Annotated in this window: 20 protein-coding genes; 6 read left to right on the top strand and 14 right to left on the bottom strand. The window is 62.3% G+C overall.

Annotated features, from left to right (window positions below):
* Positions 1-8 precede the first annotated feature (8 nt).
* Positions 9-1,790: a methyl-accepting chemotaxis protein gene (locus AC5I5I_RS21695; RefSeq protein ID WP_495976904.1), complete on the top strand. Its 1,782-nt coding sequence runs from the start codon at positions 9-11 to the stop codon at positions 1,788-1,790.
* An 11-nt stretch (positions 1,791-1,801) separates the two neighbouring features.
* Here AC5I5I_RS21695 and AC5I5I_RS21700 read toward each other — a convergent pair whose 3' ends face one another.
* From AC5I5I_RS21700 to AC5I5I_RS21745, 10 genes are all read right to left on the bottom strand, one after another.
* Entirely contained in the window at positions 1,802-2,662 is an 861-nt protein-coding gene (locus AC5I5I_RS21700; protein WP_495976519.1) for a metal ABC transporter permease, read from the bottom strand.
* Complete coding sequence (locus AC5I5I_RS21705) at positions 2,659-3,528, bottom strand: metal ABC transporter permease (protein ID WP_495976521.1); 870 nt, start codon at positions 3,526-3,528, stop codon at positions 2,659-2,661. Before AC5I5I_RS21705 ends, AC5I5I_RS21700 begins: the two co-directional genes overlap by 4 nt.
* The gene (locus AC5I5I_RS21710; RefSeq protein WP_495976523.1) at positions 3,525-4,442 is read right to left on the bottom strand and encodes a manganese/iron ABC transporter ATP-binding protein; all 918 of its coding nucleotides are present in this window, start codon (positions 4,440-4,442) and stop codon (positions 3,525-3,527) included. Before AC5I5I_RS21710 ends, AC5I5I_RS21705 begins: the two co-directional genes overlap by 4 nt.
* Positions 4,443-4,488: 46 nt before the next feature.
* Positions 4,489-5,388 carry a metal ABC transporter substrate-binding protein gene (locus AC5I5I_RS21715; protein ID WP_495976525.1) on the bottom strand — a complete coding sequence of 300 codons (900 nt, stop codon included), beginning with the start codon at positions 5,386-5,388 and terminating at the stop codon, positions 4,489-4,491.
* A gap of 259 nt (positions 5,389-5,647) precedes the next feature.
* Positions 5,648-6,157 carry a hypothetical protein gene (locus tag AC5I5I_RS21720; protein ID WP_495976526.1) on the bottom strand — a complete coding sequence of 170 codons (510 nt, stop codon included), beginning with the start codon at positions 6,155-6,157 and terminating at the stop codon, positions 5,648-5,650.
* Between the two features lie 125 nt (positions 6,158-6,282).
* Complete coding sequence (locus AC5I5I_RS21725) at positions 6,283-6,645, bottom strand: hypothetical protein (protein ID WP_495976528.1); 363 nt, start codon at positions 6,643-6,645, stop codon at positions 6,283-6,285.
* A 208-nt stretch (positions 6,646-6,853) separates the two neighbouring features.
* Positions 6,854-7,180: a hypothetical protein gene (locus AC5I5I_RS21730; protein ID WP_495976530.1), complete on the bottom strand. Its 327-nt coding sequence runs from the start codon at positions 7,178-7,180 to the stop codon at positions 6,854-6,856.
* Positions 7,177-7,482, bottom strand: coding sequence for a hypothetical protein (locus AC5I5I_RS21735; protein ID WP_495976532.1), 306 nt, complete (start codon positions 7,480-7,482; stop codon positions 7,177-7,179). The genes AC5I5I_RS21730 and AC5I5I_RS21735 overlap by 4 nt, the downstream gene beginning before the upstream one ends.
* Positions 7,483-7,633: 151 nt before the next feature.
* Positions 7,634-9,601, bottom strand: a complete 1,968-nt coding sequence (locus tag AC5I5I_RS21740) for a sodium:solute symporter family protein (protein ID WP_495976534.1) — start codon at positions 9,599-9,601, stop codon at positions 7,634-7,636.
* A gap of 14 nt (positions 9,602-9,615) precedes the next feature.
* On the bottom strand, positions 9,616-9,897 hold the full coding sequence (locus AC5I5I_RS21745; RefSeq protein WP_495976536.1) for a DUF4212 domain-containing protein: 282 nt from the start codon (positions 9,895-9,897) through the stop codon (positions 9,616-9,618).
* Positions 9,898-10,226: 329 nt separating this feature from the next.
* On the opposite strand from AC5I5I_RS21745, the gene AC5I5I_RS21750 reads away from it, so the two are divergent.
* Genes AC5I5I_RS21750 through AC5I5I_RS21760 form a run of 3 tightly spaced genes read left to right on the top strand, consistent with a single transcriptional unit; the run spans position 10,227 to position 13,468 of the window.
* Positions 10,227-10,820, top strand: coding sequence for a hypothetical protein (locus AC5I5I_RS21750; protein WP_495976538.1), 594 nt, complete (start codon positions 10,227-10,229; stop codon positions 10,818-10,820).
* A 21-nt stretch (positions 10,821-10,841) separates the two neighbouring features.
* On the top strand, positions 10,842-12,980 hold the full coding sequence (locus AC5I5I_RS21755; protein ID WP_495764931.1) for a DUF294 nucleotidyltransferase-like domain-containing protein: 2,139 nt from the start codon (positions 10,842-10,844) through the stop codon (positions 12,978-12,980).
* A 26-nt stretch (positions 12,981-13,006) separates the two neighbouring features.
* On the top strand, positions 13,007-13,468 hold the full coding sequence (locus AC5I5I_RS21760; protein WP_495764932.1) for a DsrE family protein: 462 nt from the start codon (positions 13,007-13,009) through the stop codon (positions 13,466-13,468).
* Positions 13,469-13,489: 21 nt separating this feature from the next.
* Here AC5I5I_RS21760 and AC5I5I_RS21765 read toward each other — a convergent pair whose 3' ends face one another.
* From AC5I5I_RS21765 to AC5I5I_RS21780, 4 genes are all read right to left on the bottom strand, one after another.
* Complete coding sequence (locus tag AC5I5I_RS21765) at positions 13,490-14,383, bottom strand: ABC transporter permease (protein ID WP_495976541.1); 894 nt, start codon at positions 14,381-14,383, stop codon at positions 13,490-13,492.
* A complete protein-coding gene (locus AC5I5I_RS21770; RefSeq protein WP_495976543.1) occupies positions 14,380-15,336 on the bottom strand; it encodes an ABC transporter permease in 957 nt (318 codons plus the stop codon). Before AC5I5I_RS21770 ends, AC5I5I_RS21765 begins: the two co-directional genes overlap by 4 nt.
* A 65-nt stretch (positions 15,337-15,401) precedes the next feature.
* On the bottom strand, positions 15,402-17,015 hold the full coding sequence (locus tag AC5I5I_RS21775) for an ABC transporter substrate-binding protein (protein WP_495976545.1): 1,614 nt from the start codon (positions 17,013-17,015) through the stop codon (positions 15,402-15,404).
* Positions 17,016-17,091: 76 nt separating this feature from the next.
* On the bottom strand, positions 17,092-19,146 hold the full coding sequence (locus tag AC5I5I_RS21780) for an ABC transporter ATP-binding protein (RefSeq protein ID WP_495976547.1): 2,055 nt from the start codon (positions 19,144-19,146) through the stop codon (positions 17,092-17,094).
* Between the two features lie 140 nt (positions 19,147-19,286).
* On the opposite strand from AC5I5I_RS21780, the gene AC5I5I_RS21785 reads away from it, so the two are divergent.
* Together AC5I5I_RS21785 and AC5I5I_RS21790 are read left to right on the top strand one after the other, a co-directional pair.
* Positions 19,287-20,651: a malonyl-CoA decarboxylase gene (locus AC5I5I_RS21785; protein ID WP_495976549.1), complete on the top strand. Its 1,365-nt coding sequence runs from the start codon at positions 19,287-19,289 to the stop codon at positions 20,649-20,651.
* An 11-nt stretch (positions 20,652-20,662) separates the two neighbouring features.
* Positions 20,663-22,171 carry a malonate--CoA ligase gene (locus tag AC5I5I_RS21790; protein WP_495976551.1) on the top strand — a complete coding sequence of 503 codons (1,509 nt, stop codon included), beginning with the start codon at positions 20,663-20,665 and terminating at the stop codon, positions 22,169-22,171.
* Position 22,172: the final 1 nt, after the last annotated feature.

Below are 22,172 nucleotides of genomic sequence, written 5' to 3' on the forward strand. Positions count from 1 at the left end.
AGGCTGACATGGCGGGCCAGATCGCCGCGATCGATAGATCGCAGGCCGTGATCCAGTTCGCGATCGATGGCAAGATCCTTCACGCCAACAAAAATTTTCTCAATGCGGTCGGTTATTCGCTCGATGAGATCAAGGGCCGGCACCACTCGATGTTTGTCGGTCCCGCCGACCGGGACACGGCCGAGTACCGACGCTTTTGGGAAAAGCTCGGACGCGGAGAATTCGACACCGGCCAGTACCGTCGCCTAGGTAAGGGTGGCAAGGAGATCTGGATCCAGGCCAGCTACAATCCGATCTTCGACAAGAGCGGGAAACCCATCAAGGTTGTGAAGTTTGCCACAGACATCACCGAGCAGAAGCGCCGCAATGCGGATTTCGAAGGTCAGATTGCGGCGATTCACAAGTCGCAGGCGGTGATCGAGTTCACGCCGGACGGCACCATTCTGACGGCGAACGACAACTTCCTGAAGACTCTCGGATATACGCTCGACGAAATCCGTGGGAAACACCATCGCATCTTCGTGGATCCGTCTTATCGCGAAACCGAAGAGTACAGGTTGTTTTGGGATCGGCTGTCCCGCGGCCAATACGACGCCGGGCAGTACAAGCGCTTGGCCAAGAACGGAGCCGAGATCTGGATTCAGGCGAGCTACAATCCGATTCTTGATCTGAGTGGCAAGCCGACGAAGGTGGTCAAATACGCATCCAATATCACCGAGTTGCGCATGATCGCTGAGCAGATCGTGGGCGTGGCGCGCGACAAGGATCTGACCCAGCAGATTCCGCTCGATGGCAAGGCGGGGGCAAATCGGCTTCTGAGTGAGGGGTTCAACGAACTCGTCGCGTCGATCGGCGAAGTTATCGCGGATATCAAGGCCGCAGCACGCGAGGTGTCGAGTGCGTCGGCTGAAATCTCATCCAGCACGATGGACCTTTCGCAACGGACTGAAGAGCAGGCAGCGAGCCTCGAGCAAACCTCGGCCTCGATGGAGGAGATTTCCACCACCGTAAAAAAGAACGCGGACAACGCGCGGCATGCGAACGAATTGATCGGTGCAACGCGCAGCACGGCCGACCGGGGTGGGCAGATCGTGTCGGACGCAGTGACCGCCATGTCTCGGATTGAGGAATCGTCGCGCAGGATTTCCGACATTATTTCTGTGATTGATGAGATCGCGCGTCAGACCAACCTGCTGGCACTAAATGCCGCGGTAGAGGCGGCGCGCGCAGGAGAAGCGGGGCGCGGCTTCGCGGTGGTGGCATCCGAGGTCCGAAGCCTGGCACAGCGGTCGTCGCAGGCTGCGAAGGACATCAAGGATCTGATCAACAATTCCTCAAATCAGGTGCAGGAAGGCGTGCAACTCGTCAATCTCGCCGGTGCCTCGTTGCAGGATATCGTGGCCTCGGTGAAGGATGTGGTCGAGATCGTTGCCGACATATCGAAGGCAAGCGACGAGCAGGCGGGCGGGATCGATCAGATCAACAAGGCCCTCGTGCAGATGGACGAAATGACCCAGCAGAATTCAGCACTTGTTGAGGAGAATGCCGCGAGCGTCCGTACACTCGAGGAATTGGCCTCTAACACGGACGTCCGCGTTTCGGTGTTCAAAACCGCGGTTGCGGCGCAGCCGCTGGCCTCCGCGAAGGTGGTTGGACACGCGTCCGGCCGCCCGGGCCCCGCTGGCGGCGGGCGTCCGCAAGCGAAACCGCAGCCGGCCCGCGGATCCGGACGCCGCGTCCATGCGCAATCGTCAGCAGCCCTGGCTAAGGAGGATTGGGAGGAGTTCTGACCCGAAACGGGTCAGTTTTGGGTACCGGCCGAGGCGGACCGTTGCCGAAGCACCCCGCCTTTCGGCGCGAACAGAAACGCCGCGGCAAAGATCAACGCCTGGATCAGCACGATACAGGCTCCGGTCGCACCGTCGATGTGGAAGCTGACGATGGTGCCGACAAAGGCCGACGTCAGCGCCACGGCGGTGGCGATCATCAGCATCCGCTCGAACGAGTCGGTCAGGAGATAGGCGGTGGCGCCCGGTCCGATCAGCATCGCGATCACCAGGATGATGCCGACCGCCTTCAGCGAGGCGACGATGGTGAGCGCGAGCAGCACCAGCAGCCCGTAATGCAGCACCCGCACCGGCAGGCCGATGGAGCGGGCATGGTTCGGGTCGAAGCAATAGAGCAGCAGGTCGCGCCGCTTCAACAGCACGATCGCCAGCGTGCCGCCGGCCACGATCGCGGTTTCGATCAGGTCGCGTGTGGTCACGCCGAGCACGTTGCCGAACAGGATATGATTGAGATGCTGTTCGGTCTCGACCTTGGTGAACAGCACCAGTCCGAAGCCGAACATGCCGGAAAACACGATGCCCATCACCGTGTCTTCCTTGATCCGGCTGTTTTCCTTCAGGTAGCCGGTGAGGAGCGCGCAGCCGAGGCCGGCGGCGAAGGCGCCGATCGCGAGCGGGATGGAGAGCACGTGCGCGATCACGATGCCCGGCAGCACCGCATGCGAAATCGCGTCGCCCATCAGCGACCAGCCTTTCAGCACCAGATAGCAGGACAACACCGCGCAGACGGCGGCGACCAGAAGCGACACCACCAATGCGCGCTGCATGAAGGGGTAGGACAGGGGCAAGGCAATCAGCTCGTAGAGTGCGGTCATGCCGCGATCTCCGACCCGGCGATCCGGCGACTCCGCGCGGCCAGCATCCCGTGCTTCGGTGCGAAGATAAAGGCGGCGAGGAACACCAGGGTTTGCAGGGTGACGATCACACCGCCGGTGGCGCCGTCGAGGAAATAACTGATATAGGCGCCGGCGAAGCTGGTGACGGTACCGATCGCGATCGAGATCAGGATCAGGCGACCGAAGCGGTCGGTGAGCAGATAGGCCGTGGCGCCGGGCGTCACCACCATCGCAATCACCAGACAGGCGCCGACCGTCTGCAGGGCGGCGACCGTGCAGGCCGAGAGCAGGGTAAAGAATACGATCTTCAGCAGACCGGCATTGATGCCGATCGAGCGCGCGTGGCTTTCGTCGAAGAAGGTGACCATCAGGTCCTTCCAGATGAAAGCCAGAATCGTGAGCGACACGGCGGCAATCACGGCGACCTGCAGCACATCCTCGTCGGAAATGGCGAGGATATTGCCGAGCACGATGGTCTGGATGCTCACCGATGTCGGCCAGATCGAGGCCATCAACAGGCCGAGCGCGAACAGGGCGGTGAACACCAGCCCGATCACTGCATCCTCGCGCAACCGCGACTTCTGCTTCACGAATTGCATCGCGAGCGACGCAACGATGCCGGCAAAGAAGGCGCCGACCGCGAATGGCGCGCCGATGATGTAAGCCCCGGCAACGCCCGGCACGATCGAATGGGCGAGGGCGTCACCCATCAGCGACCAGCCCTTCAGCATCAGATAGGCGGACAGGAAGGCGCAGACGCCGCCGACCAGCGCACTCACCCACATCGCCTTCAGCATGTAATTGTAGCTGAACGGGACCAGCAACTCGGCGAACAGCGCGGTCATGTGCCGCCCTGATCCTTCGCGCCGGGCTGTTTGGTGCTTTCGGGCTTGTCGCCGTAGAACACCAGCGGGCGCTCGTCGTCGGTCAGTACCGTGACGCTGCGCGCGTCGTCGTCGTCATGCAGATCGCGGCCGCCGAGCTGGAAGTTGCGGAGCACGCCGCCGAACGCACGCTCGAGGTTCTTTTGCGTGAAGACCTCCGACGTCGGCCCGGCCGCGAGCACAGTCCGGTTGATCAACACCACCTGGTCGCAGAAATCCGGAACGCTGCCGAGATTGTGCGTGGAGACCAAAATCAGATGTCCGCTATCGCGCAATTCGCGCAGCAGCCCGATAATCGCGCTCTCTGTTTTGACATCGATGCCGGTGAACGGCTCGTCGAGCAGAATGATCCGGCCTTCCTGCGCCAGCGAGCGGGCGAGGAAGACGCGCTTCTTCTGGCCGCCGGAGAGCTCGCCGATCTGGCGGTGGCGATAGGCGGTCATGCCCACGCGCTCCAGCGCCTCGTCGACCTTGTAGCGGTCGGCCCGTGACGGCATGCGCAGGAAATTCATGTGGCCGTAGCGGCCCATCATCACCACGGTCTCGACCAGCACCGGGAAGTTCCAGTCGACATCCTCGCTCTGCGGGACGTAGGCGACGATGTTCTTCTTGATGGCTTCGTCGACCGGCAGGCCGCACAGCCGCACCTCGCCGGCCGAAGGGCGCACGAAGCCCATGATCGCCTTGAAGATGGTGGACTTGCCGCTGCCATTGATGCCGACCAGCGCGCAGATGCTGCCGGGATCGAGACTGAAGCTTGCGTCGCGGACCGCGGTGAAGCCGTTGGGATAGGTGACGCTCAGATCGCGCACGGCGATGCTGGCGCCGAGCGAGGTGTCGGCGGGCCGAACGAGCGTCTGAACGGGTGCGGTCACGTGTCGAAGCCGATCATGTCCCGAGGCCCATCGCTTGCCAATATCGTCACTTCCCGAACCCCTTGGCGATGGTTTCCACCGTCACCTTGAGCAGATCGAGATAGGACGGCACCGGTCCATTCGCGGCACTCAGCGAGTCGACATAAAGCTGGCCACCATATTTCGCGCCGGTTTCGCGCGCGACCTGCTTTGCCGCGCGGTCGGAAATCGTGCTCTCGCTGAACACCACGGGAATCTTGTTCTTGCGAACGAGGTCGATCACCCGGCGGACCTGCTTCGGCGTACCCTGCTCGTCGGCATTGATCGGCCAGAGATAGGCTTCCTTCATGCCGTAGTCGCGCGTGAGATAGCTGAAGGCGCCCTCGCTCGTCACCAGCCAGCGCTGGTTTTCCGGAATGCCTGCGAGCCGCTTGCGCAAAGGTTCGTCCAGCGCCTTGATCTTCGCCGCGTAGTCCGCGGCGTTCTTGTTGTAGGTGTCGGCATTCTTGGGGTCGAATTTGACCAAAGCCTTGCGGATGTTTTCGACATAGATCAGCGCATTTGAGGGCGACATCCATGCATGCGGATTGGGCCGTCCGTCATAGGGGCCCTCGGTAATGCTGATCGGCGCGATATTCTCGGTAACGACCGCTAGCGGCACGCCGCGCACATTGTCGAAGAATCGTTCGAACCAGCGCTCGAGGTTGAAGCCGTTCCACAGAACGAGATCGGCGGCCTGCGCCTTGACGATGTCAAGCGGTGTCGGCTGGTAGTCGTGGATCTCGGCGCCGGGCTTGGTGATCGATTCGACGATCGCTTTGTCGCCCGCGATGTTCTGGGCGATGTCCTGAATGACGGTGAAGGTGGTGACGACCCGGAACGGCTTGTCGGGCGCCTGGGCTGCCGCCGGCGACACAAGCGCGGCGATCGCCAGCGCAAGGGCAACCGCGGAACGTCTGACGGACATCATGTTTCAGGCCTTGGCCGAGCGAAGGAGCTGCAACTGCGAATTATTCGCAATATAGGCGGGCGTTGCGAAGCCGTCAAGCTAGTTGCGAGCGATTTGCAACTAGGCACATGCCTTGTGTCAGGTGCGCTGCGTGCGCCGGCGTCGAGGCTGTTCGCCCGGCAGCGCCGACCCGTGAGCCAGTGCAGAAACCGCGTGGTGCGCAGCGTGCATATATCGCGCATGAGCCGGCGCACGACGGGGCGTCGGCGTACGGCCGCTACTCGAAGACCTGATACCGTATCGAAGCTGGCGGACGCCGCTGGTCCGGCGCCAGGGTGATGGTGTCCATCGCCTGCGGTGCTGCTGCCTTCTGGGCCTGCGTCGCCGCCGAGGCCGGCCGCGGCTGGTTCTCCAGCGCCAGCGTCGAGGTGGTGCCGAGCAGGGAAAAGATCAGCGCCATCACCCACATCGCGATCGAGATCATCGACGTCCACATGGCGAAGGTGAGGTAGGTGTCACGCAGCACCGTGGCGCTGGCCCATTGCGCATAGGATTCCGGCGGCCGGAAGTCCTTGTCGATGTAAAGCCACATCTCGGTCCGGCGATAATCCTTGGTCAGCGCCTCGCGCGCCTTCAGCACCAGGACGAAGGCCATCAGGGTGGTCAGAAATCCGCCGGTCTGGAACGCCATCTTCGGATCGAACGACATCCCGGTCATGACGCAGAAAATGCCGAGAGACGCGAACCCGCAGGCTCGCAAAACCGTCTCGTAGGCAATGCGGCGCATATGCTCCATTGTCGCCCCTGAAAGACCTTGGCCCGATCACCCTAGCAAAAGGGAGATTCCGATACCGCTCACGAACCGGTGTGCGGGCAGTTCGCGCGATCAGACCTCGACCACGCCCTTGATCCTCACGCCCACGACAGCAGCAGCCCGAGGCCGAGCATCACCGACGCAATTCCGGATGCGGTCTTGGCGGCACGAAACAGCATGGTCTCCAGCCGATCGCACGCGCCGGCGCGTCCATCGTCGCCTGTCGGGCGATCATCGGGCTCCATCACCAGCCATGGTTCTGTCGCCACAACCCTGTCTTCGGTCAGAAGCAGCGCCCGGACCAGCATCACGGCGGCGTAAAACATAGCCACCGATCCCCCGAGCACCAGGGCCAGGGGAGGATTGAAGCTGTAGGCCAGCATCAGAATGCCGGCCGCAAAAGCCGCAACGCCGGCGTCGCGGGCAATCGTGAAGAACGCAAAGCGCGCAAATGTATCCATGCGGGTCTCTCCCTGTAGAGACTGACACCTGCCCCCTTGAACTCTCCCTCCAATACTCCGTCTCGACCAAGCAAACGCTGTGCCGCAAAATCCGGTATCCTCGCCGCAACGCGACCAATATCAGGCTGGTTCCGCAAAGCGGCAGGAAAACGTCATAGCGCCGGTCCGGCGGCGCAGCCTGCTAAAAATTGCTGCATTTTCTAGCCGGTCAGAGGCCGATTCGTAGAAAATTGCCGATGGCTGGAATGGTGAGGACAGCCGTGCCCGCCAGCCAGATCCAGAGCGAGGTCACGGTCGAATCGTCCTTCGCCCCGATATAGCGTTCGTAGAGGGCCGCCGGGATGCCGCCAAGGATCACGGTCGCGGTCGACAGCATGAGCGAAGCGAAATACGCGATCGCCGCGGTCGAGCCGAACAGGGGCTCTGCCATCAGATAAATCGAGACCTGAAACACGATCACGAAGAACGGATTGAAAATGCCGTTGATCATGCCGAAGAAGGCGATGCCGATATAATAGAAACTGCGTTCGTTCATTGGCCGCCCGCCTTCAGCAGGCCGCTGGCAAAGACGAAAACGAACAGCAGCAGCCTGAGCCAGAACAGCCAGACGAAACCGAACAGCCACAACACCACCGGTGCCGCCGCTTTCGGGGTCAGGGGGGCGATGATCTTGAGGAACGGATCGGTAATCGCGCAGAAGCCGCGCCAGATGTAGTTCTTGGAGTCGGGCTCGACGAACAGCCCGAGCACGGCGCGCCCCAGCATGGTGTACATCATCACGGCCAGAACGAAGTTCGGCAGGCTGATGTACCAGATGCTCCAGAAGGACGATTGCACGCGGTGGGTCTCTCGGCGGTGAGGCGGCGCTTCTCGACTGGCCACCTCGGAAGGCGAACAAGGTTTAGCGCAAGCCGCCAGAAGGGTCTTCCAAAAAAGAACGGGGCCCGGAAAACCGGGCCCCGCTTGTTTGACGCCTTCTTGAGGAGGCTTAGTCCTTCTCTTGCATGACCGTGCGGCCGCGCGGCTTGCGGATTTCGTCGATGAAACCCTGCAGTTCCAGCGACGGCGCCTTGGTCACGAGGCTCACCACATAGATCAGCGCAAAGCCGACCGGCATGCCGATCAGACCCGCTGCAATGTTGGTGATGCCGAACCAGCCCACCTTGCTGGCCAGCGGGTGGCTCGCGGCGACCCACGTATCCATCGCATTCGGAGCCGCCATGGCCTTGGCCATGTCCGCAATCAGCGGAGCACCGGCCGGGTTGGTCAGGGACGACATGCCGAAATACGCCACGCCATAGCCCGGGAAGTAACGGGTCACGACGAGGTAGAAGATGGCAATGCCGAAGCCGCCGATGATGCCGGCGATCGCGCCTGCCGTCGTGGCCCGCTTCCACCAGATGCCCATCACCAGGGCGGGGAAGTTACCAGCCATGGCGAGCGAGAACGCCCATCCCACCATTGCCAGGATGTCCGCGGGTCTTGTCGAGGCGGTTGCCGCCGCGGCGACCGCCACGATCAGCAGCAGGATACGGGCGACCATCAGCCGCTTCACCGTCGGCGCGTTCGGATCGATCATCTTGTAGTAGATGTCGTGCGACAGCGCGTTGGCGATGGCGAGCAGAAGTCCGTCCGCGGTCGAGAGCGCGGCGGCGAGACCGCCGGCGGCGACCAGACCGGAGATCACGTACGGCAGACCGGCAATTTCCGGTGTCGACAGCACGATCACGTCGGTGTTGATGGTGAAGTCCTGCAGGCGGACGACGCCGGTACCTGCTGCCTTACACGCATCGATCACTGCCTGGAGGCTGGCAGCATTCTTGCCGCAAACCTGGATCAGGCCCAGTTCGCCCCAGGTGAACATCCAGGGCCGGATGTCCGCCACGTTGCGTCCGATGATGTTGTTGTAGACCTCGAGCTTCGAGAACGCCGCATAGGCCGGCGCCGAGAAGTACAGGAGGAAGATGAAGAACAGAGACCACGCCACGGACTGACGAGCTTCACGCACCGACGGGGTGGTGAAATAACGCATCAGGATGTGCGGCAGCGAAGCGGTGCCGACCATCATGCACAGAATGATGGCGAAGAAGTTGAGCGGCGTGTAGTTCAGCCACGGTTGGATGTGTGGCTTCAGATTGGCCGCGGTGGCGAGCCCGTCCTTCAGCAGTTGTCCTTCGCGGGCTGTGATGTCCGCAATCGCTTGTCCATAAGTCAGCTGCGGAATCGGAATGCCGTATTGCTTGGTGGACAGGATGATGATCGGGGTCAGGTAGGCCACGATCAGCACGATGTACTGGGCGATCTGCGTCCAGGTCACGGCGCGCATGCCGCCCAGCATCGAGCAGAGCAGAATGCCGACGAGGCCGACGAACACCGCCACTTCGAATTGCATCCCAAGGAAGCGCGAAGCGATGATGCCGGTGCCGAAGATCTGCGCCGTCACATAGGTGAAGGAACAGGCCACCAGCACGATCACGGCCAGGAAGCGTGCGAAGTTGCCGCCGAACCGGAACGACATGAAGTCCGGAACGGTGTAGGCGCCGAACTTGCGCAGATACGGGCCGACCAGAACCGAGACCAGCACGTAGCCGCCAGTCCAGCCGAGCACCCAGGCCAGGCCGTCATAGCCGAGCAGGAACAGTGTGCCGGCCATGCCCACGAACGACGCCGCAGACATCCAGTCCGCGCCGGTCGCCATGCCGTTATAGAAAGCCGGAACGCGCCGGCCCGCGACGTAATATTCGGAAACCTGTGCCGTTCGCGAGAGCACGCCGATGATGGCGTACACCGCGATGGTGAAGAACACGAACAGGTAGCCGAGGATTCTGTTCGGCACGCCAACCTGTTCGAGGATCGCCAGGAAGATCACGAAGGCGAAGAAGCCGCCTGCGTAGAGACCGTAAATCTTGCCGAGATTCTTGATGAAGTTGTCGGCGCCTGAAGTCTGAGTGGTCATTGTCGTTGTCTCCCTCAGTCGTCTTCAGCAACGCCGAATTCGCGGTCGATGTTGTCCTGCTGCTTCGCGAATACGAAGAGCTGAACCACGAACACGATCAGCGAGCCTTGGGCGGCCATGTAAAAGCCGAGCGGGAAACCCGCGATGACGATCTTGTTCAGCTGCGGCGCAAACATGTGAATGATGAAGCCGAAGAAGAACCAGATGCCGAGATGGATCCACATCAGGTTGGTCGTCTTTTTCCAATGAGCTTCGTCATTGGCAGACGTTCCAGGGGGTGGTGTTTGTTGTGCCATGGATTAAATGCCCTCCCTCTTGAGTGACCGGACGCGCGCGCATCCGGTGATGAATATGCGGGGAGAGCCGGTCGACCCGGCGGTGTGCGGCACCTCCCCGAATTGCCGCTGTCTGTGACGCGATCTTGTTGCCGCGTTTGCAGAACGTAACGAAAAATTAACATCGACTGGCGGGCGGGCCTTATAAGACTTTCGGCCAAAGTTAGGCTTTTACCCTCTGAACTTGCTAGTCTTTCGTCGAAGGTGCATTTCGCACATGCGAGATGCGGCTGCGGTGCAGCAGAAGAAACTGCAGGCAAGGTGACGTGATGGGGCTCCTGGATTTTTTGTTGCGCCGCAAACCTCCGATTCTGACGCCGCAGGCACTGGCCGACTTCATCGATGAAAACGCTGCGTTCCTGGTGCAGAAGGGCATCTATGACTATTCGCGTGCCCGATCCGGTCATTTTTCGAAGGTGATGCTGGCGGATGCGGGCTTCCAGAGCGCGCTCAATCGCGCGCGGTGGCGGGCCTTTCCGCTTGGCCTTGCAATGGTCGGCGAGACCGTCGATGGCGTGCTGGCGCCACAGGCCGGCGGCGACCGCCGGCGCGAACTCGATCCGCTGATCGCGCTGGTGCTGTCGATCTACGATCGCTATCCGCGTCCGGCTGAACTCACCGACGAGGAATGGGCGGCCGGACGGACCGATCTCGCGCTGCATCTCGAACGGCTGTCGACTCATCCGCCGAAGCGCGTCATCGACATTCCGGTGCCCTTCGCCGAGCGCTATTTCGCGATGATGCCGTTCGACAAGCAGTTTCTCACGCCCGATGCGCCGACCGCGCGCAGTTTCATGCAGCTTCATCTCGTCAGGGTTCAGGAGGAATTGATGAATCGCATGGATGCGGGCGACATGGTGAGGCAGTTGAGCAGCGAGATCTGACGTCTCGCACGGAGCGCCGATATGGCTGCGGTCACCAATGCCACGCCGCTGATTTCGCTCGACGCCATTGTGATCGATACCGAAACCACCGGTCTCGATCCGCGCAAGGCGCGCCTGCTCGAGGCGGCGGCGGTGCGAATCGTGGCCGGGCGGATCCAAAGCGAGGGCGCGTTTCAGAGTTACGTCAATCCGCGCGAGCCGATCCCGGCTTTCTCGACCGCGATCCATGGCATCAATGACGCCAAGGTCGCTGAGGCGCCGGTCTTTGGGTCGATGTGGCCGCAATTCCTCGACTATCTCGGACAGTCCGTTGTGGTCGGCCACAGCATCGGCTTCGACCTTGCGATCCTGCAACAGGAATGCCGGCGGGCCGGCGTCGCGTGGGTGTCGCCGCGCGCGGCGCTCGACACGCAGCACCTGGTACAACTCGTCGATCCGCGTCGCGCCGGCAATTCGCTCGAGGAGCTTGCGGAGTGGCTCGGTGTGACGGTCGGCGGACGGCATTCCGCGTTGGGCGACGCCACCACGACCGCCGGCGTGTTCCTGGCGCTGCTGCCGAAACTGCGGGACAATGGCATCCGCACTTTCGCGGAGGCGACACAGGCCTGCCGCGCGCTGACCGATGCGCTTGATCGCCAGTATCGCGCGGGATGGGTCACACCCGATACCGCGATCGACCGCGACGGCACCGCGCGGATGCTCGACCGGATCGACAGTTATCCGTATCGCCACCGCATCCGCGATGTGATGTCGAGCCCGCCCAAGACCATCGGCTCCGACCGCACGCTTGGCGATGCGCTGAGCGAATTGATCCGCGAGCGTGTGTCGTCGCTTTATGTAGCGCCGCCCGACATCGCGCACGATCGGCTCCCGGCTTTCGCCGCCGGCATCATCACCGAACGCGATATCCTGCGAGCCATGGCGATCGAAGGCGAGGGCGCTCTCAAGCTCTGCGTCGAGCAATTCATGAGCCGTCCGCTTGCCACCATCCCGTCGGATGCCTTCGTTTATCGCGCGATCGGCCGCATGAGCCGACTGAAAATCCGTCATCTCGGCGTGACCGACGAGGCCGGCTTCGTCACCGGCGCATTATCCGCCCGCGACCTCCTGCGGCTGCGCGCGGGCGACGCCGTCTCGCTCGGCGACGAGATCGACGAGGCCGATACGGTGCCCGCGCTCGGCGCCGCCTGGGCGAAGCTGCCGCAAGTCTCGGGCTCGCTGCTGGCCGAGGGCCTGTCGGCGCGAGAGGTGGCCGCGATCATTTCCCGCGAACTTGGCGCGCTGACCCGACAGGCCGCGGTGATCGCCGAGCGGCGCATGCTGGAAGCTGGCGACGGCGATCCGCCATGTCCCTATGTCATGACCGTCCTCGGCTCCGCGGGGCGCGGCGAAAGCCTGCTGGCGATGGACCAGGACAACGCGATCGCGTTCGAGCGCGGCGACCCGGACGGTCCGGAAGACCGGTGGTTCGCGCGGCTCGGCCAGTACGTGGCCGATATCCTGAACGAGGTCGGCGTTCCCTATTGCAAGGGCGGGGTGATGGCGAGCAACGCGCAGTGGCGCGGCTCGGTCGCGACTTGGCGCGGACGGATCGCCGAATGGATCACCCGGTCGCGGCCACAGGACCTTCTGTCTGTCGACATCTTCTTCGACATGCGGGGCGTCTATGGCAAGCTCGAACTGGCCGATGCGCTGTGGCGCGATGCTTTCGACGTCGCGAAGGGTCAGACCAGTTTTGCGAAGCTGCTCGCCGAAGCGTCGGGCCGGTCCGAACGCGGCCTGGGATTGTTCGGACGCATCCTGACGCACAAGGGACGCATCGATTTGAAGCGGGCCGGGTTGTTCGGGATCGTGTCGACGGCGCGGGTGCTCGCGATCCAGCATCATGTGCTGGAACGTGCGACGCCGGCGCGATTGCTCGGCGTGCGGGCACTCGATGTCGGCGGCGATTCCGACATGGACGCGCTGGTCGAAGCGCATGCGACATTTCTGGGGCTGATCCTGTCGCAACAGATCGAGGACATCCAGCAGGGCAAGCCTGCGACCAATGCCGTCGCGGTGAGGCGCCTGTCGGGGCAGGAGCGGGAGCGGTTGCAAACGGCTCTGCAGGCTGTTCGTCACCTTGACGACCTGACGCGGGATTTGCTCTTTCGGCATTGACCGGGTTTCAGCAGGAGCTCTTTGCCATGCGACGTCTTGTTGCGGGTGCCATGTTTGGAGTCGTTCTGGGTTTTGCCGTTGCCCATCTCCCGCTGGGCTCGCTGCCCGGTACGGCGCAGGCGCAGGCGTCAAAGCCGGCTTTGTTCGTCAACATGACCACCGGGGATTCATGGCGCGGTTGGATGGGACTGCATTTCGCCCACAACACCATGAAGATGGGGCATCAGGTTACGATCTTCCTCAATCTCGATGCGGTGAAGCTAGCGGCCAAATCGGGCGAGCAGGAGAAGCGGCCTTCGATGCAGCGCATCCCGCGCGACATCGTGGCGGACTTCATCAAGGACGGCGGCAAGGTGCTGATCTGCGGGCCGTGCCTGTCGGAATTCGGATTGAAGCTCGACGATCTCGTCCCGGGTGTCGAACTCGGCAAGCCGGGCTACACGCAGAGCTTCATCTTTGCGGAAAACGCCAAGACGCTGACCTGGTGACCCTGATGTCGTGTCCGCCCGCTACACCTTGAACCGCGGATCGAGGTAGTCGCGCAGCGAGTCCCCGAACAGGTTGAAGGAAAATACCGCGAGCGAAATCGCGGCGCCGGGGAACAGGATCATCCACGGCGCCTCGCGGTAGAAGTCGGCGGCGTTGCCGGACAACATCAGGCCCCAGGCCGCGGTCGGCTCGGCGACACCGAGGCCGAGGAAGGACAGCGAGGCTTCGGCGAGGATCGCCTGCGCGATGAAGGCCGTCAGCATGATCAGGTAGGGCGCGACCACATTCGGCGCCATGTGCCGGAAGATGATGCGGCTGTTGGAGTAGCCCGCCGCACGCGCGGCGTCGACATAGGGCATCACCCGCACCGAAAACGCGGCGGCGCGGACCACGCGCGCCACCCGCGGGATGATCGGTATCGCGATCGCGAAGATCAGGTTGACGTCGACGCCGCCGATGACGAAGCGGCGCAGTGCCGCGACCACCACCAGCGCCAGCACGATCAGCGGGAATGCCAGCAGGATATCCATGAAGCGCTGGATGATGTTGTCGATGCGTCCGCCGAAATAGGCCGACGCGATGCCAAGGATGGCGCCGATGGTCGAGCCGACGAAAGACGAGGTAAAGCCGATCACCAGCGCGGTGCGCGAGCCGTAGATCAGCCGCGAGCAGATGTCGCGTCCATAGGCGTCGGTGCCGCACCAATGCTCCCAGGACGGCGGCGCCAGGATCGAGGCGAAGTCGATCGCCAGCGGGTCGTAGGGGGCGACCCATTCCGAGAAAATGCCTGCGAACATCATCGCAACGATGATAACGAAACTGATAGCACCGAGCGGCTGCTGCTTGCAGAACTCGATATACGGGTTCGGTCCGCGCTTCGCGACTTCGTTGATGGCGGGAGCTGCGATGGTCATGAATTATACCGGATCCGGGGATCGAACACCGCATAGAGCAGATCGACGATCAGGTTTACGAACACGTAGAAGGCGGCAATCAGCATCACCATGCCCTGGATCAGCATGAAGTCGTTGCGCGCTACGCTCTGCACGAACAGCTGGCCGATGCCGTTGAGGTTGAACACCTGCTCGGTGACCACGAGGCCGCCGATCAGGAACGTGAATTCGAGGCCAATGACGGTGATGGCGGGCAGCAGCGCATTCCGCAAAGCATGCCGCGAGATCACCAGCTTCTCGTAGACGCCCTTGGCGCGGGCGGTGCGGATGTAGTCCTCGTTGAGGACCTCCAGCAGCGAGGACCGGATCATGCGCGCCACCACCGCGCAATAGCGGTAGCCGACCGCCATCGCTGGCCAGATCAGCTGGGTGAAGTTGGCCCAGGGATCGACATAGAACGGTGTGAATGTGATCGGCGGGAGCCAGTTGAAGAAGGCCAGCAGGCTCAGCATGATCAGCATGCCGAACCAGAATGACGGGATCGACAACCCGCCGATTGTCAGAATCCGGATGGCGTAGTCGATCCAGGTGTCGCGATAGAGCGCCGCCAGGGTGCCCATCGGTATCGCCAGCAATACTGCGATGATGGTCGCCATCAGCGCGACCTGCATCGACAGTTCGAGGCGCAGCGAGATTTCCTCCATCACCGGGCGTTCGGTCCACATCGATATGCCGAGGTCGCCCTTCGCCATATTGACCATCCACTCGCCGAATTGCGTGAGCAACGGCCGGTCGAGTCCCAGGCGCTTGCGTTCGGCTTCCACAACTGCCTGGGTGACGTTGCCGCCGTCGCCGCGGAGCTTCACCTCCACGATGTCGCCCGGCACCACCCGCAGCATGAAGAACACGAGCACCGCGACGCCGAGCAGGGTCGGGATCATCAACAGCACGCGGTTAACGGTGTAGCGAAGCATCGGGACGTCTTTCGAAGAGGAAAATCCCACTCCCCGCCATAGCGGGGAGTAGGGCATGGGCCGGATCAGGAATTCAGCCAGACGCCTTCGAGCTGCTGGCCGAGATTGTGGCTGGGTGACATCTGCCATCCCATCAGGTTCTTGTGCGTCAGCACGATCCGGTGCCACCAGAGCAGCGGCTGCTGATAGGCCTGATCGAACAGCCGCTTCTCCAGCGCCTGGATGTGACCCTTGCGCTTTTCCGGATCGCTCTCGCGCAATTGCAGCTCGAACAGCCGGTCGATCTCCGGATCGTTGGAGCGTGACAGGTTGAGCGGGTTGTTCTTGTGCGACAGATATTTGGTCAGGGAGAGCGTCGGATCGTCGTTGAAGAGGTTGGAGAAGTCGATCGCGACTTCATAATTGCCGCTGTTCATGGCGGCGATATAGGGCGCGGTGTCCGACTGCTTGTGCTCGGCGGTCACGCCAATCTGGCGCCACTGATCGACCAGGAAGATGCCGGCCGGCGTGTAGGGCATCGCCAGATTACGATTCCACAGAGTGAATTTCAGATTCTCGTGGCCCGCTTCCTTGAGCAGCTTGCGCGCCTCTTCACGGGATTTCTTGATGTCCTTCGAGAAGCCCGGAAGCTTGACCAGTTCCGCCTCCGGTGTTGCCAGCGGAGAACCGGGCCGCACCACGCCGCCGACCGAGCGCAACGTTGAGATGCGAGACAGCCCCTGGCTGCCACCCCAGCGGTCGATCGCCATCAGCAAAGCGCGGCGGACGCGGACATCGTCGAACGGTGGCTTCTCGACGTTGAACAGGACCAGCAGGTTGAGCGTCCAGCTGGATTCCTCGACCCGCAGCTTGTCACCCATCGCCGCCACCAGGCGATCGCGCTCCGCCGGCGAGACGCCGCGGAATTCGCCCAGCACCTGCCCGCCCTGCAACGCGTTCAGCATCGCCGCTGCCTGCAGGGTGAAGATGCCGCGGAAGGTGTCGAGATAGGGCAGGTCCTTCTTGAAGTAATTCTCGTTGCGCTTGCCGGAGACGTGGCTGCCCTTGACGTGCTCGACGAAGGTGAAGGGGCCGGTGCCGTTCACCTTGGTGCGCGGCAGCGCAGGGTTTTCCGCCAAATCCTTGGCGGCATAGATCACGTTCCAGGGGCTCGCGAAATGATCGAGCATCGAGGAGTTGGACGCCTTCATCTTGAAGACGACCGTCAGCGGGTCGGGTGTCTCGATCGTGTCGATGTCGGCGAAGGTCGCCTTGCGATTCGACACCACGCCCTGAGGCGGATTGCGCAGACGATCATAGGTTGCCTTGATGTCGGCGGAGGTAAGCGCCGTGCCGTCGTGGAACTTGACGTTCGGCTTGAGCTTGAAGGTGTAGCTCATCTGGTCGGGCGCGACCTGCCAGGATTCCGCAAGGTCGCCCTCGATCTCGGGGAATTTGTCGAGGTTGTAGCGCAGCAGCGTGGAATAGAACGGCGCAACGAGATGCAGCGTGGCGTAGGTGTCGCTGGCATGCGGATCGTAATGCGGCGCTTCCGCGCTGATTGCGAAATTGAGATTGCCGCCGCGCTTGGCTTTCTCGGCTTGGGCATAGGCCTTGGTGAAGTCGAAATTCAGGCTGCCCATGCCGAGAGCGAGCGCTCCAGCGGTCCCCTTCAATGCAGTGCGTCTCGAAATTTTCATTGTTGTCCTCCCTTTCGTCGGCATTTTTGCCGTCCGTCATTGCCAGTGTCGTCCCACCTTTATCGTCGACGTTACCTCACACCTTGATGCATGCCGCAAAATGACCCGGCCGCTTCTCTTCCAGCACGGGCACGACCTGCCGGCATTCCTCGCTTGCCATTGGGCAGCGTGTATTGAACACGCAACCCGAGGGCGGCGACAAGTGTGAGGGCAATTCGCCCTTGATAAGCCGCGGCTCGCGGCCCTTCTCGATGGTTGGATCGGGGATTGGCGCTGCGTCGAGGAGCACCTTGGTGTAGGGATGCAGCGGCTCGCAGTAGATCGCATCGCGATCGGCGACTTCCATGACGCGGCCGAAATACATGACCACGACGCGCATCGAAATGTGTCGCACCACGGCAAGATCGTGGGCGATGAACAGATAAGCGAGGCCGAGCCGGCGCTGCAGGTCTTCGAGCAGATTGATGATCTGTCCCTGGATGGATACGTCCAGTGCCGACACTGCTTCGTCGCAGACGATGAAGGACGGTTCCATTGCCAGCGCGCGCGCGATCCCGACGCGCTGGCGCTGACCGCCGGACAATTGATGCGGATAGCGTGCCGCCATTTCCGGACGCAGGCCGACCTGTTCGAGCAGTTGCGCAACCCGGGCGTACTCCTCCTTGCGGCCGGGCACGAGGCGGTAAACATGCAGAGGTTCGCCGATGATCTGGCCGACCGTCATGCGCGGATTGAGCGACGAATAGGGGTCCTGGAAGATGACCTGGATCTTGCGGCGGACTGCCTTCATGTCGGAAGCGCTGGCCGCCGAAAGGTCCATCCCCTCGAACCGCAATTCGCCGCTGGTCTTGTCTTCCAGCCGCAGGATCAGCCGGCCGACGGTGGTCTTGCCGCAGCCGGATTCGCCAACGAGGCCAAGCGTTTCGCCGGGGAAGATGTCGAACGAGACGTCCTGCACCGCGCGCACCGTGCCGCTTGAGCCGCGCAGGCCGCCCCGCACCTCGAAATGCTTGGTGAGATTGCGCACCGTGAGCAGGGGCTCGCCGGTCTTGGCTTCGGTCACGGTCGAACCGGCGCCGGCGGCGGCCCAGGTGAGCTTGCCTTCCGCGATTTCCGCAATGCGGTGACAGCGCGAGAGCCCGCCGGTGTCGGTACGGATCAGCCCGGGTTCGGTCTCGCAGATCGCGATCTTGTAGGGGCACCGCGGTGCAAAACGGCAGCCGGGCGGCGGCGAGGCCGCGTTGGGCGGCAGGCCCTCAATGGTCTCCAGCTTGTCGCCCCGCGGCCGGTCGAGCCTCGGAACCGAGCGCAGGAGGCCCATCGAATAGGGATGGCGCGGACGATGGAATACGTCGTCGGCATCGCCCTCCTCGACCAGACGGGAGGCGTACATCACGATGACGCGGTCGGCGTAACGCGCGACCACGCCGAGATTATGGGTGATGACGATCAGCGCAATATTCAGCTTGCGCGACAGCTCCTTCATCAGTTCCAGGATCTGCGCCTGGATGGTCACGTCGAGGGCGGTGGTGGGCTCGTCAGCAATGATCAGCTTGGGATTGCAGGCCAATCCGATCGCGATCATGACGCGTTGCCGCATGCCACCGGAGAATTGATGCGGATATTGTTCGAGCCGGCGAGCCGGATCGGGGATGCCGACCAGGCCGAGCAGCTCGATGGCGCGGGCGCGCGCCTCCTCCGCGGTCATGCCGAGATGGATGGTGAGCGGCTCGGTGATCTGCAGTCCGATGGTGAGGATCGGATTGAGCGAGGTCATCGGCTCTTGGAAGATCATTGAGATCTCGCGGCCTCTGAGCTCGCGCATCTCCTCTTCTGAGAGCATTAAAAGATTGCGGCCATTGAACATCACCCGGCCTTTGGGGATGCGGCCGGTCAATCTGGGCAGGAGCCGCATGATCGACAGCGCCGAGACCGACTTGCCGGACCCGGATTCACCTACGATCGCGACCACCTCGCCGGGGTCGACATGAAACGACAGCCCCTCCACCGCGCGGACGATGCCGCGGGAGGTCTGGAACTGCACATGGAGGTCGTCGACCTCTAGCAAGGATGGGGCGGCCGCTACGCCCGCCCGTTCCTGCGTCTCCACCCGCTGTTCGATGGTACCCACCGATTATTTTTTATTATCCCAATAACAGCCTATACCGGATCGGCTGGCAGACGACCACCTCGAAAACCATCCCGTCGGCCCGACGGAATCTGTTATGAGCGTGCTGCGGGAAAACGCCGCAGGAGAAGGTTAACGTTGCGATGAATGGCGCTTTTTTTGGCGACTTGCTGCAGACGATCTCGGATCGCGGAAGAAAGCTTCTGACGCGGCGCACAAACGCGGTCACCCGCTCTGCAGATTTTGTCGTGCTCTGCGAGGATCTGCTGTCCGGGCGGGGTGAAGCCTCCGGGGTAGCGCTGGCCCGCGAAATCCTCAATCGCTACGCGGCGCTGACCATCGGCCCCCGTACCGCGTTCTTCGAAGCCCTTGCCCAGCAATTCGGTCCCGATCAGGCGCGGATGGAAAAGGCGATTGCAGCCTGGCAGGCCAGCCCGAGCGACAAGACCGCAGGCGAAGTCCATCAGGCCGCCGAGCCGCGCCGTCAGGAACTGTTCCGCAGGCTCAACCTTGCGCCGGGTGGAACCGCGGCCCTTGTGCGGATGCGTGAGCAACTGCTCGACGCAATGGCGCACCGCAGCGATCTCGCGGTGGTGGACGCCGATTTCGTGCATCTGTTCTCGTCATGGTTCAATCGCGGGTTTCTGGTGCTGCGCGACATCGACTGGTCGACGCCTGCCAACATCCTCGAGAAGATCATCAAGCACGAGGCGGTGCACAAGATCCGGAGCTGGGACGATCTGCGCCGTCGGATCGATCCGGACGACCGCTGCTGTTTCGCGTTCTTCCATCCCGCGCTGGTCGACGAGCCGCTCATCTTCGTAGAGGTCGCGCTCACCGATGACATGCCGGGTTCGATTGCGCCGATCCTGTCGGCCAGCCGCACCATACTCGATGCCAATCAGGTCGATACCGCGACTTTTTATTCGATCTCAAATTGTCAGCGTGGTCTTGCGGGCGTGTCGTTCGGCAATTTCCTGATCAAGCAGGTGGTCGAGGAAATTTCGAAGATCAATCCGCGTCTCAAGACCTTCGTGACGCTGTCGCCGGTCCCGGGCTTTGCAAGCTGGCTGAAGCGCGAACGGCAGTCCGATTCCTCGCGCGCGCTGACGCAGGACGACCTCGATGCGCTGGCCAATCTCGATATCGAAGGCTGGTGGCAAATCGCCGAGATCCGCGAGCCGGTCGAGGAGCCGTTGAAGCGGGCGGCGGCTTGGTATTTCCTGCATGCACGCAACGCGCGCGGTCTGCCGGCCGATCCCGTCGCACGTTTCCACCTGGGCAACGGCGCGCGACTTGAGAAAATTCATTTTCTCGCCGATTCCTCTGAGAACGGCATGCGCCAGTCCTATGGCGTCATGGTGAACTACCTCTACGATCTCGACGATATCGAGAAAAATCACGAGGCCTTTGCCGAGACACGCACCGTGGTCACGTCCAGCGCGGTCAAGAAAATGGCGCGCCCCGGTCCGACCGGCGATCTCATTCCTGTGTCCAACAAAGCTTGAAGTTCTAGATCATGAATCTGTTCGAAACGATCCGTTCGCGTGTCGCGTCACCCGCGCGTTTGTTCATCGTCAAAGCCGACGGCACGACCTTGTCCTATGGCGACATGCTTGAACGCACCGCTCAGATGGCAAATGCGCTAGTGCTTGCCGGTGTCGAGCCGGGTGATCGCGTCGCGGTCCAGGTCGAGAAGACGGTTGAAAATCTGCTGCTTTATCTCGCAACGCTGCGTGCCGGTGCGGTCTATTTGCCGCTCAATACAGCCTATACGCTGACCGAGCTGGACTATTTCATCGGCGACGCCGAGCCGAAGCTCGTCGTCTGCGATCCTTCAAAGCGCGAGGGACTTGCGGAGATTGCCAGCAAGCGCGGTGTGGCGTCGGTCGAAACGCTGGATGCGAAGGGGCAGGGCAGCCTGATCGACGCCGCCGCCAGGGCGCCGAAGGATTTTGCCGATGTACCGCGCGAGGACGACGACCTTGCCGCGATCCTTTACACCTCCGGCACCACCGGCCGGTCAAAGGGCGCGATGCTGACGCACCGCAATCTTGCGTCGAATGCCGAGACATTGAGGGATTACTGGCGCTTCACCGACAAGGACGTGTTGCTGCATGCGCTGCCCATCTACCACACGCACGGCCTGTTCGTGGCGAGCAATACGTTGATGTTCGCCGGCGGCGCGATGATCTTCCTGTCGAAATTCGACGCCGACGAGGTCATGCGCTATCTGCCGAAGGCGACATCGATGATGGGCGTGCCGACATTCTACACGCGGCTGCTCAAGCATCCTGGCCTGACAAAGGCGGCCTGCGCGCATATGCGGTTGTTCACGTCCGGTTCGGCGCCGCTGCTTGCCGAGACCCATGACGAATTCCGCGCAAAGACCGGTCACGCCATTCTCGAGCGCTACGGCATGACCGAGACCAACATGAATACCTCGAATCCCTATGACGGCGACCGCATCGCCGGTACCGTGGGTTTCCCGCTGCCGGGGGTCGAGGTGCGTATCGCCGAGGCCGATTCCGGCAAGGTTCTGCCGCAGGGCGAGATCGGCGTGATCGAGGTGAAGGGGCCGAACGTATTTCCGGGCTATTGGCGGATGCCCGACAAGACCAAGGCGGAGTTCCGTGCAGACGGCTTCTTCATCACCGGCGACGTCGGCAAGATCGACGAGCGCGGCTATGTGCATATCGTCGGACGCGCCAAGGACCTGATCATCACTGGCGGTTTCAACGTCTATCCGAAAGAGGTCGAGAGCGAGATCGACGCATTGCCTGGTGTGGTCGAATCGGCCGTGATCGGCTGCCCGCATCCGGATTTCGGCGAGGGAGTGACCGCGATCGTGGTCCTGAAAAAGGACTCAATCGCGGACGAGAAGGCCGTCATTGCGAATCTCGAGGGGCGGCTGGCCAAGTTCAAGCTGCCGAAGCGCGTGATTTTCGTCGATGACCTGCCGCGCAACACCATGGGCAAGGTGCAGAAGAACGTGTTGCGGGAGCAGAACGCCAAACTCTATTCCTGAC

This window comes from Pseudorhodoplanes sp. (genome assembly GCF_059499825.1).